A 12634-nucleotide genomic window follows, 5' to 3' on the forward strand; every position below is an offset into this window, starting at 1 on the left:
ACTTTATTTGCTCTTTTGCCTTGTAATTTCTTATAAATTGTATATAGATTTTTATAGATTTTCACAAAAATATTTTAACAGTTACTACCCCCCATTTTTTTATCCCCTCTAACAAAATTATACTATATTTTCTGTACTGTCATCATGGAAAATGTGCTAATATTTTGAATAAATTATACGTTGTTTGAGAAAAAAAGGCTCCGAATTAAACGGAGCCTTTTTGCATCGTTGTTCGTTGAAACGATTGAAAGAGAGCGAATGAAACGAATGTGAGTACAATTCCTGTCATATACGGCAAGCTTGGTTTAACTGTAAACAGCCAGCCCGCAATCGCTGGTCCACCGATGCGTCCGAGCGAATCGAACGACGATAAAATACCGGTAGCACTTCCTTGTCCATCGGTCGTATGTTTCGTTAACAAGGCGGATACACATGGGCGAATGACGCCGTTGCCGATGCCGAAAATCGTTAAATAAAGTGCTGCTGTCCAAAAGTTATGGATGAATAAAATGAGCGAAAAGCCAAGCGCCGAAAGAAATAGTCCAGCGCGAATGACCGTTCCTTCACCGAACGATTGAATGAGCTTTCCGAGCATTCCCCCTTGAACGATGGCACCGGCAAGCCCCATGATCATAAAAATGTAGCCAAGTTCCGTTGAAGACAACCCTGCACGTTTTGCCGCAAAATAAGCAAACGTCGCTTCAAGCCCGGCAAGTGAAAACGTGACAATTAACTGTAATACGTATAGGCGCGCGAGCGGGCTTTGCAAGGCAGACATAAGCGATGGATGTGTCTTTTGCGTATTCACTCGTTTTTCTTTCGGTAGCGACTCATGTAAGAAAAAGAAAACGAACACGGTAGTTATGAGCGCTAAACTGCCTGCGATCCAAAACGGAACGGTTAAGCTGTGTTTTGAAAACACACCGCCGATCGCTGGACCGAAAATAAATCCAAGTCCGACAGCTGCCCCGATGATGCCCATTCCTTTGCCGCGATTTTCTTCTGTCGTCACATCAGCAACGTATGCCATCGCTGTCGGCATCGTTGCGGCAGATAAAAAGCCACCGATGATGCGAGCGGCAAACAACATCCAAAGTTTTGTCGCCAAGGCAAATAAAAAAAACGAAAGTGCTAAACCGAAAATGCCGATCAGTAACATCGGTTTTCGTCCGTATCGATCAGAAAGTTTGCCCCACATGGGCGCAAATAAAAATTGCATGAAAGAATATACGGCCATTAACCAGCCGAGTTGCGTCGGGGTGGCGCCAATGTTTTCTGCATAAAACGGAAGAACAGGAATAATAATGCCAAACCCCATCATGACTAAAAACATAACAACAAATAAAAGCGGCAAATAACGCCGATCGTTCATATGACCATCTCCACTATGTAGTTTGCATCTTTATCATAATGGAAACGTGATCATTTTTCAAAGATGTCGCTGCATTGACAACGGAAAAAGTTTTCGCGAAACTGAAAAAAGGATGAACGATGTGGGAGAGTTGAGAAAGATGACATATATCAATCAGCACGTGTTAAACAATTTGTTTTACATTTTAGTGAGCATTTTTTTCTTTTACTTTTTATACGATTACGTTCGATTTTTCCAGCGCAAAAAAGTGTATCAACGTTTGTTGTTTGTTGTTTGCTTAAGCGTGCCGCTTATTTTATGTATGAAATATCCGATTTACATCGCGCCCGATTGCGTGCACGATTTGCGGCAAGTTCCGTTTCTCATCGGCACGTTTTACGGCGGATGGACGGTGAGCCTGCCGTTGCTTATTATTTTACTCGTTGCGCGATGGGTGATGTACGGGTATCAGTTTATTACGGTCGCTGTTTATGTCATGATGTTTATTTTCGGAAGTTTGTTTTCTCCATTTTTTAAACGGTTATCGAAAACAAAACGGATGATTGCTTCCATGGGAATGACGTTTATTCTTGCGATTGCAGCAACGATATTAGCGATAGCGATTTCCGATTTCGAAGTGAGCGAGTCGTACATCGTTGATTTTATTCTCGTCCCTCCTGTCGCCGTACTATTTGTTGTGTTTATGATGGAAACGTTACGAGAAGCGTTGCTCATTCGTTCGAAAGCGATCAAGCTGGAGAAAATGGAAGTCGTTAGCCAGCTTGCCGCAAGCATTTCCCATGAAATTCGCAACCCCCTTACCGTTGTCAAGGGATTTATGCAACTGATGAGAGGAAAAGACATATCAGAGGAAAAGAAAGAGCAATATATGAATATCGCCATTGAGGAATTAGACCGTGCCTGTGCCATTATTGACGATTATTTAACGTTTGCGAAGCCGTTCCCAGAAAAAACAGAACCGCTTCATGTGCATCATGAACTACAAAAAGTGATCGACATGTTATGTCCGTTTGCGAACATTCATGGGGTGAAAATCGTCCCAACACTTATACATGCGACGATCAAAGGGAACGGACAATATTTTCGGCAATGCTTTTTAAATATAATAAAAAATGGAATTGAAGCGATAGAAGGCGATGGGGCGGTGTACGTCGCTGTATATGTCGCTGAAAAAACGGTTACGATCGTCGTGCGCGATGAAGGAAAAGGAATGACAAAAGAGCAGCTGGCGCGATATGGGGAACCGTATTTCAGCACGAAAGAAAAAGGGACAGGGCTCGGGGCGATGGTATCGATTCGCATCATTGAAATGATGGACGGCACGTGGACGATGGAAAGCGAAAAAGGGCGCGGAACGACGATGAAAGTAACATTCCCTTTGTTATTGGAAAAATAAAAATATTTCGAAATAGCGAAAAAGTATTGTCTTTAACGATTTTGGGCGTTAAAGTATAAAATGAACATAACAAGTAAGGGGAGTTTACAACGATGAGTTTGTTTCGGAAAAAGTCCATTGAGGCGCTCATGATCGAGTCGGGAAAAGGGGCAGCGCTCAAAAAAGAATTAGGCGCATTTGATTTAACGATGCTTGGCATCGGAGCGATTATTGGAACAGGAATTTTCGTTTTAACAGGCGTAGCGGCTGCTGAACATGCAGGACCAGCGCTCGTTCTTTCGTTTATTTTATCAGGATTGGCGTGCGTCTTTGCGGCGCTTTGTTATGCGGAATTTGCTTCAAGCGTACCGGTATCGGGAAGCGCCTATACGTACAGCTATGCGACGTTTGGTGAGTTAATTGCTTGGATGCTTGGCTGGGATTTAATTTTAGAGTACGGAGTGGCAGCGTCAGCAGTAGCGGCTGGATGGTCTGGCTACTTTCAAGGGTTGCTCGCTGGATTTGGAATTGAGTTGCCAAAGGCATTAACAAGCGCATACGATCCAGCGAACGGAACGTTTATTGACGTACCAGCAATTGTCATCGTCTTGCTTATTACGTTTTTATTGACGCAAGGCGTGAGAAAATCAGCGCGCTTTAATGCGGTGATGGTTTTTATTAAAGTGGCTGTCATTTTATTATTTATTGCGGTTGGGGTTTGGTATGTGAAGCCAGAAAACTGGACGCCGTTTATGCCGTTTGGGTTTTCAGGTGTTGCCGCAGGAGCTGCAACAGTGTTTTTCGCGTACTTAGGGTTTGATGCGGTATCGACAGCGGCAGAAGAAGTGCGCAATCCGCAGCGCAACATGCCGATCGGTATTATCGCATCGCTTGCGATTTGTACGTTGTTATACATTGCGGTGTCGCTCATTTTAACAGGCATTGTGCCGTACGACCAATTAGGCGTAAAAAATCCAGTTGCTTTTGCGTTAAATTATATTCATCAAGATTGGGTGGCAGGATTTATTTCGCTCGGTGCGATTACAGGAATTACGACGGTGCTTCTCGTTATGCTTTATGCGCAAACGCGCCTCTTCTACGCAATTAGCCGCGACGGCTTGCTTCCTTCCCTTTTTGCGAAAGTGAGCGAGCGAAAACAAGTACCGCTCGTCAACTCATGGGTGACAGGCATTGCGGTTTCCATTTTTGCCGGGGTTATTCCGCTAAATAAATTAGCTCACTTAACAAATATCGGAACGTTGTTTGCGTTTACAACTGTGGCGATCGGTATTTTAATTTTACGTAAAACAGAACCGGATTTAAAACGGAGCTTTATGGTGCCGTTTGTACCAGTCATTCCTTTGTTGGCTGTGGCGTTTTGTTTGTATTTAGCGCTACAACTTCCAGCGACAACATGGTTAAGCTTTGGCGGCTGGCTTGCGGTCGGTCTTGTCATTTATTTTTTATACGGCCGCAAACATAGCAAATTAAATGATGGGAACGTGGAACAAAAACAAGTGGGTTAATGGATTGACAAAATAAGTTCGTATGCTTATAATGAAATTACAAATAACATAGTTTTCCTTTACAAAGGGGAGTAGCGTTCAGGCGTTGCCTGAAAACAAAGTCGTCAGTTCATGGACATCGTCCATCGGCTTTGTTGGCACAACATGTGTCTAGCGAGACCTTTGCCGTTTGGCAAAGGTCTTTTTTGCGTTTTCATGGATTTTTGCCGACGGGCGAGGGGAAAACTACATATTACAGGAGGGATCATTGATGGATGTATCTATGTTATTAGAATATGGTTGGGTGCTTCTCGTTTTAATCGGTTTAGAAGGCATTTTAGCTGCCGATAACGCTGTTGTTATGGCGGTCATGGTGAAGCATTTACCAGAAAAGCAACAAAAGCGGGCGCTCTTTTACGGGCTTGCCGGGGCGTTTATTCTTCGCTTTGCTGCGTTATTCGTCATTTCGTATTTAGTGAGCATTTGGCAAATTCAAGCGCTCGGTGCGTTATATTTAATGTTTATCGCCGTGCATCATTTTATGACGAAAAATCGAGACGGTTCACATAAAGAAGGGAAAAAACAATCTGGTTTTTGGATGACGGTATTGAAAGTCGAGCTTGCTGACTTAGCGTTTGCGATTGACTCGATTTTAGCGGCCGTTGCTTTAGCGATGACGTTGCCGAATACAAATTTACCACCGATCGGAGGTATGGACGGCGGGAAGTTTTTAGTGATCTTTGCCGGTGGATTAATTGGTGTCATTATTATGCGTTTTGCGGCAAATGCGTTTGTCAAGCTATTACAAAAACGTCCAAGCTTAGAATCGGCTGCATTTTTAATCGTTGGTTGGGTTGGGGTGAAATTGGCGGTATATACGCTAGCGCACCCAAGTTTAGCGATCGTCTCTGAACATTTTGCGCATTCGGCGTTATGGAAGTCGATTTTCTGGATCGTGCTTTTAGCGATTGCAGCTGGCGGCTGGTTTTTCTCAGGAAAAGAAACGAAACAACAAAAAGAAGCGATACAGACGCTAAAAAAAGCGCAAAACGAATAAGAGGGAGGCACGTTCCTCCTCTTTTTGTTATAATAAGAAAGAGAGGAGTGTTGATGTATGTTAAGTGAAAAATTGTTAAACGGACTAAATGAACAAATGAATTTCGAATTTTATTCCGCGCATGCGTATATGGCGATGGCGGCATATTGCTCGGCAGAAGGACTGGACGGCTTTGCGAATTTCTTTTTAGTCCAAGCGGAAGAAGAGCGTTTCCATGCGATGAAGTTTTACAACTTTATTAACGCGCTTGGCGAGCGAGCGATTATGACCGGTTTTCCATCGCCAAATAACGAATTTACGTCCGTTCGCGATTGCTTTGAAAAAGCGCTCGCCCATGAAAAAGAAGTGACGCGCCGCATTTACAAACTATCCGACTTAGCGTTAGACGAGCGCGAACACGCGACGATGAACTTTTTAAAATGGTTTATTGACGAACAAGTCGAAGAAGAGTCGTTGTTTGATACGCTCATTCAAAAGCTTAAGCGCATCGAAAACGACAGCAACTCGCTATTTATGCTTGACAACGAACTCGCCCAGCGCACATTTACACCGGAGGCCTAAAGGGAATGCATACGCATTCTCTTTTTTCTTTTCCCCCCTAACCAAATGTCGCACACGAGGCGATAGATGTAGGTAGGAGGGATGGAGATGAAATGGTTAGTCGATGATGATCCGTTATTTGTTTTGCCGACGGTTGCGGTGAAGCTTGGGTTGAATGAAAGTATTTTTTTACAACAGCTTCATTATTGGCTCGGAAAAAGTACGCATACATATGATGGATATACGTGGGTGTATAACACATACGAAGGATGGCGAAAACAATTTCCGTTTTGGTCGGAAAGCACGATTCGGCGCACGATCGTCCGGCTTGAGAAAAAACGGATTGTCGTTTCGCGCTATCGCTCAAAGCTTGATAAAACAAAATGGTATCGCATTGATTATAATGTGCTAGCGAACGTCATGAATGGCGAAGAAGAGTGCCAAAATGATGACACGAACGCGCAACATAAACAAGCGACGATGCCACATGACGTGTCGCACATGTCAACTTGCCAAGACGCACATCGCAATATGAACAGACAAACAAATATAACAACAGATGATACATTACAAAACATGATCCAATTTTATGAACAAAACGGTTTTGGGACGATGAATAGTTATATCGAAGAAAAAATGGCGTTATGGGTCAATGAAACGTCAGAGGAATGGGTGCTAGAAGCGCTAGCGACTGCATTAAAAAACGGGGTGAAAACGTGGACATATGCGGAAGGTATTTTACGCAACTGGAAGAAAAACGGATATATGCGTTCCAAACATAGAAGAAAACGAGCGGTGCGAACAGAAATGATTCCAGAATGGCTACATATCGACTATACACAATATGAGCGAAAAACGTATAGCGAAGCAGAGTTGCAACAAAAGAGGCGCGAACTAGAGGAGCGATTAAAAAAGAAAAGGGCATGAATACTCATACCCTATCCGATTTGTTTGAGCGGTTTGTTCATTTGTTTTGTCGCTTCAACGGCTTCTAAAAGCAACTCAACGAGATGAACGGCGCGTACGTTTGTGAGTCCTTCCCGCTCAATGCCGAGCTTCATTTGCAGCAAGCAACCCGGATTAGCGGTCACAATCGTCGTCGCTTTCGTTTGTTTTGCTTGTTCCATTTTGTAATCGAGCACTTGCATCGACATGTCCGGTTCGATGATGTTATAAATGCCTGCAGACCCACAGCATCGGTCGGCATCTTTCATTTCGCGAAATTCGACACCTGCAATCGATTGCAGAAGAAGGCGCGGCTCTTTCGCTGTTTTCATGACGTTGCGCAAATGGCACGAGTCTTGGTACGTCACAATTTGGTTTGGTATGTGCCAATTTTTATGATGAAAGCCGAGCTCGACTAAAATGACTGATACGTCTTTCACTTTTGCGACAAACGCTTTTGCGCGCTCCGCCCAAACGGGATCGTCTTTTAACAAATGGTCGTATTCAACTAAAAAGGCGCCGCAGCCGCCAGCGTTTGTGACGATGTAGTCAATATCAAGTGTTTCAAACGCTTCAATGTTGCGCTTTGCTAAAGTTTTTGCGTCTGCTTTTTCACCGCTATGCCCATGAAGCGCCCCGCAGCACGTTTGCGTTTCAGGAATGACGATATCGCACCCAACAAGCTGCAACAGTTTCATCGTCGCATCGTTTATGTCCATAAACATCGTATCCATTAAACAACCGCTAAAAAAGGCGACGCGGCGCTTTCGAGGGATGAGTGCCCCAACGTGCGTCGGGCGTTCGTTCATTTGTTTCCACGTTGGCACGTTCGGCAATACGTTTTCCATCGTCGCTAAATGGCTTGGTAATAGGCGCAACAAGCCGAGTTTACGAACGAGCGTCTGCAATCCGAAACGTTGATAAAAGCCGATAAGCGCCGTCACCATGCGCATCCGTTTTGGATGTGGAAAAAGCTGTTTAAATACAATATGGCGAATGAAACGGACGATCGGCGAATACGTTTTATGTTGTGCGATAATGTCGCGCGCTTCTTCAAGCAAATGACCGTAGCGGACGCCAGAAGGGCAAACCGGTTCACACGCACGGCAGCCAAGACATAGTTGAAGGGAACGTTCGACATCTTCATCCGGTTCAATGAGTCCATCGACGACCGCTTTCATTAACGCAATGCGCCCGCGCGGGGAGTGCGACTCTTGAAAGCCGGATTCAATATACGTCGGGCATGTCGGCAAGCAAAAACCGCAACGCATACAGTTTAATAGCTCGTCTTCATTCATGCGCGCTTGAAATTGTTGTTGGATATGATGTTCGTTTTTCATCGTGTAATCACCACCCGTTTGCGCGTACTTTTAGCGAACACTTTCCCCGGATTCATAATGTTGTTCGGATCAAGCGCTTGTTTGATCGCCTTCATCGCCGCAATGCCTTCTTTGCCGAGCTTCCATTCTAAATAAGGAGCTTTCATGACGCCGACGCCATGTTCGCCTGTAATCGTACCACCAAGTTCAATTGCTTTAGCGAATATGTCTTCAAACGCTTGCTCGACGCGATGCATTTCGTCTTTGTCGCGCACATCCGTCGGACATGTTGGATGAAGATTGCCATCTCCAGCGTGACCGAACGTACAAATGTTGACGTTATATTTTTTCGCGATGTCGTTAATCGCTTTTACCATATTGGCGATTTGTGAGCGTGGGACAGTTGCGTCTTCTAAAATCGTCGTCGGTTTTAAACGAGCGAGCGCCGATAAAGCAGAACGTCTTGCGGTGCGCAAGTTATTTGCTTCTTCTTCCGTTTTTGCTACTTGGACGGAAATAGCGTTTTGTTCACGGCAAATGCGCGCCATCGCTTCCATATCTCGTTCGACGACTTCCTTTGAACCGTCTTGTTCAATAAGCAAGACCGCTTTAACGTCTGTCGGTAAGCCGATGTTGACGAACGATTCAACGACTTGCAACGTCGGCTGATCTAAAAATTCGAGTGTCGTCGGAATGATTTTATTGGCGATGATCGCAGAAACGGAACGTGCTGCCGCTTCTAAGTCTTCATATAGCGCAAGCATCGTTTTTTTCGTCTCGGGCATTGGAATGAGCTTTAACGTTGCTTCTGTAATAATGCCGAGCGTGCCTTCTGAGCCGACAAAAAGGCGTGTTAAGTCGTAGCCAGCGACGTCTTTCGCGAGTTTTCCGCCCGTGCGAATGATGTCGCCGTTGGCAAGCACAGCTTCAAGACCCATGACATAATCGCGCGTCACGCCGTATTTTAGACCGCGCAAACCACCGGAATTTTCGTTTATGTTGCCGCCAATTGTTGAAATTTTCATCGAGCTTGGATCAGGTGGATAAAACAGCCCTTTTGCTTCAACGGCGTGAATGAGATCAAGTGTAATAACGCCCGGCTGAACGGTTACCGTTAAGTTTTCTTCATCAATTTCTAATATGCGATTCATATGTTTAAATAACATAACGATGCCGCCTTCCGTTGGGCATGTGCCTGCGCAAAGATTTGTGCCCGAACCGCGCGGGATAATCGGAATGCGATGTTCGTTACAAATTTTTACGATTTCACTCACTTCTTTTGTGTTGCGTGGGGCGATGACCGCATCAGGAAGCGATTGAAAATTTGGGGTAGCGTCATATGAGTAAACGAGCCGACCGGCTTTGGAATCGTCATAGTTTTCTATACCGACAATATTAATGAGCTGTTGTTTTACTTGTTCGGTGATCATATCATCGACCTTCTTTCTCCCATTTTTACTATAAGCATAAAAAAAAGCGGGAAAACCCGCTATAGATGAATATATAAAAATAAAGCGTTTACAAGTTATTTTTTTGTCGTTTCATCTAAAAAACGAATGGCTAAATATAAAGTGATCATGTGTTCAAGGTTGCGCACGTGTAAATTTGTATATTGCTCTATTTTTTTCAGCCGATAATGAAGCGTATTAATATGAATATGAAGCGCTTCAGCTGTTTGTTTGAGCGATAAGTCGTTGGCGAAAAACGTGCGCAACGTGTGAAGTAGTTCCTGTTCATGCATGAACGGTTCAAGCGTTCGTTTCACGAGCTCTTGTTTTGTTGCGAGTGAAATGTCTTCTAAACACATCTCTAATCGTAAATCTTCATCAAAGACGATCTTTTTTGTTTGTTTCGCAATATGAAGGGCACGTTCTGCTTGTTTATACGAATGGTGCACGTGTTTACTATCTACCATTTTTCCGCATCCGATATGAAGTACTACATCATATTTTTGTAAGAACGCTCGTTGTACCGTTTTTATTTTTGCGACCGTTCGTTCTTTATCTTCATCTGTTTGTAAAATAAGCAATCGGTCGTTTCCCCAACGGACGATCATGTCACGTTGTTCGTTCCAAATGTTTTGTACATATTTCCACATATCAACAGAAAGCGATTGTTCTGTTTGTTGAAATGAAGCGATAATCACGCGCCGTTTTGCTGTGAGATCGACATGAAACAGTTGAGCGCGTTCGTAAAATGATGGCGACCAGTCGCGCGCTTGCAACCATTCAAAAACGAACGTTTCAAGCGCTCGTGCTTCGAGTTGGAGTTGTTCTGTATAATAGTTTTCTTGAATAAGAAGCTCGGTCATTTTTTTTAACAGTTCTCCATAAGGTGATACTTTTTTCGGATCGCCTGTAATACCGATGACGCCGATGACGTCACCGCGAAAAAAGATCGGCAAGTTAATGCCAGCTTTCACGCCTCGCAATATGTTTTCATCTTGTTTTGTAATGATGCGTTTTTTCTTTTCTTGACAAACGCGAAACGCCCCTTCATGAAATTGACCGATGCGCGTCGTGTCCGTGCTTGCCATAATGATGCCATTCGTATTGACGATAATAATGTCTTCATCAATAAGGCGGCGGACATCAGACACAATTTTTTTCGCAAGGTGAGGGGAAAGCATTCATTCACTTCCTTTCAAAAAGCAACCGTCCTTTTTGCTTGCAAAGAAGGACGGTTGTCCGATTTACATATGAAAACGTGCGACCGCTTGCCGAAGTTGTTCTGCGGTGCTTGCGAGTTCTTGGGAAGAAGCAAGCAATTCTTGCATCGTTGCGTTTTGTTCTTCCGTCGTTGCGGCTACTTGTTCAATGTTTCTTGCCGATTGTGATGAAATGTCAATAATTTGATCAGCAAATGCGGTCATCGTTTTTACTTTTTCATCTACAGCACGAATCGTATCATGCACTGCATCGCTTTCTGATTGGACGCGCGCGATATGGGTAGAAATGGAGCGGAAAATATCGCCGACTTGTTCAACGAGCGAATGGCCAAATTGGAACGATTCGCTACTTTCGTTCATCACATGTACGGCATGGGCGGTTTGTGTTTGCGACTGCTCAGCAAGGGTGCGAATGTTTCCTGCCGCATGCGCGGTTTGTTCGGCAAGCTTGCGCACTTCTTCGGCGACGACGCCAAATCCTTTTCCGTGTTCACCTGCTCGTGCTGCTTCAATCGCTGCATTTAACGCAAGCAAATTCGTTTGATCAGAAATGTTTGTAATAAAGCCGACAATTTGATGAATTTCTTTTGACTTATCGTTAAGCGATTCAATGACGGTAGCGAGACGTTCAATTTGTTCACGAATAAGCTTCATTTGTGCAACCGTTTGCTCCACTAGTTCGGTTCCTTCATTGACGCGCTTCGTTGTTTCATTTGTTCGTTTTGCTGTTTCAGATACTTTTTCCATGACGGTCGTTAACGCATCAGATACGTCATGCACCGCTTCGTTCGTTTGTTTCGATACATTCACTTGTTCATCTGCACCGGAAGCAACTTCGAGAATAGCTTGTGTAATTTGCTCGTTCGCTTCCGTCGTTGCTTCGGCGTTTAAACGCAACGTTTGCGACATATCGTTCACATGCGTGGCAGCTGCTTGAATTTGGGCAATTGACTGTTCGAGCCCATCGGCTAATTCGTTCATCGCTTTCGCAATTTGTCCGACTTCGTCATTCTCTGTATCGGTCAACCGTTTAACGCGTAAATTGCCGCGTGCGAGCTCATGGCAAACGTGAACAACTTGTTTTAATCGTCCGCTTATTTTTCGGCTGACAACGATTAAGGAGATGACCGATAAAACGATCGCAACGATGACGGTTGCAATCATCATAAAAATATTTTTCGCAATGGTGTCGTTCATTTCCGCTGTTAACGCATTTCGTTCGTTCACGACAATTTTTCTTAACATATCAAGCTTTTCGATGCTCATATCGCGAATGGTTGCCGCTTTATTTTGAAAGCTAATCACTTGGAAAATATCCATCACTTCCCCACGATCGCGGTATGATAACACGGCAGGTTGAATGGTTTTATGAAGCATTTCGTTCAGTTGGTTTTCAATCGAAATGGTCGAATTGTAAATCGTTTTTGCTTCTTCTGTTTTCATATGTGGCTCAAGCTGCTTCATCTTCTTATTGAATTGATCTGTTAAGTCGTTGTATTGCCAAAGCGTCTCTGGGCGCGGATTTGTCATATAGTCGGTAATGACGATATATTTTTGTTTAAACAAAGCGTTAAGATCGGTAATTAAAATCGCTTGGTCGCTTTTTTGTTCGACTTGTTTGACGACGTTTGTTAAGTTGTTGACAAGTAAAAAGACAAAAATGAAAACGCTGACAAACAAAAGCGTAGCAAAACTGAAAACGATCCCATATTTTTTCCCGATCGTCATCGTTTTTTTCGATTGCGTCGTTTTCGCTTTTTTCTGAAAACGGTTTTTCCATCGTCCCTTCATCACGAAGCCGTTACAGAAAACTTACAAAACTTTATAAATAATCTATTCATTATTTATAAAGT

The 12634-nt window shown here is 43.7% G+C and carries 10 protein-coding genes and 1 riboswitch; of the genes, 5 read left to right on the forward strand and 5 right to left on the reverse strand.

Translation table 11 applies throughout. From position 1 onward, the window contains the following. Positions 1 to 205: 205 nt before the first annotated feature. Positions 206 to 1372 carry an MFS transporter gene (locus ACYQY7_RS12565; RefSeq protein WP_461202535.1) on the reverse strand — a complete coding sequence of 389 codons (1167 nt, stop codon included), beginning with the start codon at positions 1370 to 1372 and terminating at the stop codon, positions 206 to 208. Positions 1373 to 1511: 139 nt separating this feature from the next. Here ACYQY7_RS12565 and ACYQY7_RS12570 point away from each other — a divergent pair, with 139 nt between their 5' ends. The 5 genes from ACYQY7_RS12570 (at position 1512) to ACYQY7_RS12590 (ending at position 6776) form a co-directional block, all read left to right on the forward strand. Next, entirely contained in the window at positions 1512 to 2768 is a 1257-nt protein-coding gene (locus tag ACYQY7_RS12570; protein WP_461202537.1) for an ATP-binding protein, read from the forward strand. Positions 2769 to 2860: 92 nt separating this feature from the next. After that, positions 2861 to 4273 carry an amino acid permease gene (locus ACYQY7_RS12575; protein WP_461202539.1) on the forward strand — a complete coding sequence of 471 codons (1413 nt, stop codon included), beginning with the start codon at positions 2861 to 2863 and terminating at the stop codon, positions 4271 to 4273. Positions 4274 to 4327: 54 nt separating this feature from the next. Then, a riboswitch (yybP-ykoY riboswitch) is annotated at positions 4328 to 4481 on the forward strand. Positions 4482 to 4523: 42 nt separating this feature from the next. Further along, on the forward strand, positions 4524 to 5309 hold the full coding sequence (locus tag ACYQY7_RS12580) for a TerC family protein (protein ID WP_461202541.1): 786 nt from the start codon (positions 4524 to 4526) through the stop codon (positions 5307 to 5309). 57 nt (positions 5310 to 5366) lie between these two features. Beyond that, positions 5367 to 5870: a ferritin gene (locus ACYQY7_RS12585; RefSeq protein ID WP_009362490.1), complete on the forward strand. Its 504-nt coding sequence runs from the start codon at positions 5367 to 5369 to the stop codon at positions 5868 to 5870. An 87-nt stretch (positions 5871 to 5957) separates the two neighbouring features. Next, positions 5958 to 6776 carry a DnaD domain-containing protein gene (locus ACYQY7_RS12590; RefSeq protein WP_461202543.1) on the forward strand — a complete coding sequence of 273 codons (819 nt, stop codon included), beginning with the start codon at positions 5958 to 5960 and terminating at the stop codon, positions 6774 to 6776. An 11-nt stretch (positions 6777 to 6787) separates the two neighbouring features. Here the strand turns inward: ACYQY7_RS12590 and ACYQY7_RS12595 are convergent, their stop codons facing one another. The 4 genes from ACYQY7_RS12595 to ACYQY7_RS12610 all read right to left on the reverse strand — a co-directional run bounded on the left by ACYQY7_RS12595 (position 6788) and on the right by ACYQY7_RS12610 (position 12572). Beyond that, positions 6788 to 8134, reverse strand: a complete 1347-nt coding sequence (locus ACYQY7_RS12595; RefSeq protein ID WP_461202545.1) for a (Fe-S)-binding protein — start codon at positions 8132 to 8134, stop codon at positions 6788 to 6790. Then, entirely contained in the window at positions 8131 to 9543 is a 1413-nt protein-coding gene (gene glcD / locus ACYQY7_RS12600; protein ID WP_461202547.1) for a glycolate oxidase subunit GlcD, read from the reverse strand. Before glcD ends, ACYQY7_RS12595 begins: the two co-directional genes overlap by 4 nt. A gap of 95 nt (positions 9544 to 9638) precedes the next feature. Further along, positions 9639 to 10742 carry a CdaR family transcriptional regulator gene (locus ACYQY7_RS12605; protein ID WP_461202550.1) on the reverse strand — a complete coding sequence of 368 codons (1104 nt, stop codon included), beginning with the start codon at positions 10740 to 10742 and terminating at the stop codon, positions 9639 to 9641. 63 nt (positions 10743 to 10805) lie between these two features. Continuing rightward, entirely contained in the window at positions 10806 to 12572 is a 1767-nt protein-coding gene (locus ACYQY7_RS12610) for a methyl-accepting chemotaxis protein (protein WP_461202552.1), read from the reverse strand. Between the last annotated feature and the right edge of the window lie 62 nt (positions 12573 to 12634).

This window comes from Anoxybacillus sp. TBDG-1, assembly GCF_054815885.1.

Coding starts and splice junctions, on each gene's coding strand:
- ACYQY7_RS12565 (WP_461202535.1), bottom strand. CDS start 1,372: ATGAACGATCGGCGTTATTTGCCGCTTTTATTTGTTGTTATGTTTTTA.
- ACYQY7_RS12570 (WP_461202537.1), top strand. CDS start 1,512: ATGACATATATCAATCAGCACGTGTTAAACAATTTGTTTTACATTTTA.
- ACYQY7_RS12575 (WP_461202539.1), top strand. CDS start 2,861: ATGAGTTTGTTTCGGAAAAAGTCCATTGAGGCGCTCATGATCGAGTCG.
- ACYQY7_RS12580 (WP_461202541.1), top strand. CDS start 4,524: ATGGATGTATCTATGTTATTAGAATATGGTTGGGTGCTTCTCGTTTTA.
- ACYQY7_RS12585 (WP_009362490.1), top strand. CDS start 5,367: ATGTTAAGTGAAAAATTGTTAAACGGACTAAATGAACAAATGAATTTC.
- ACYQY7_RS12590 (WP_461202543.1), top strand. CDS start 5,958: ATGAAATGGTTAGTCGATGATGATCCGTTATTTGTTTTGCCGACGGTT.
- ACYQY7_RS12595 (WP_461202545.1), bottom strand. CDS start 8,134: ATGAAAAACGAACATCATATCCAACAACAATTTCAAGCGCGCATGAAT.
- glcD (WP_461202547.1), bottom strand. CDS start 9,543: ATGATCACCGAACAAGTAAAACAACAGCTCATTAATATTGTCGGTATA.
- ACYQY7_RS12605 (WP_461202550.1), bottom strand. CDS start 10,742: ATGCTTTCCCCTCACCTTGCGAAAAAAATTGTGTCTGATGTCCGCCGC.
- ACYQY7_RS12610 (WP_461202552.1), bottom strand. CDS start 12,572: ATGAAGGGACGATGGAAAAACCGTTTTCAGAAAAAAGCGAAAACGACG.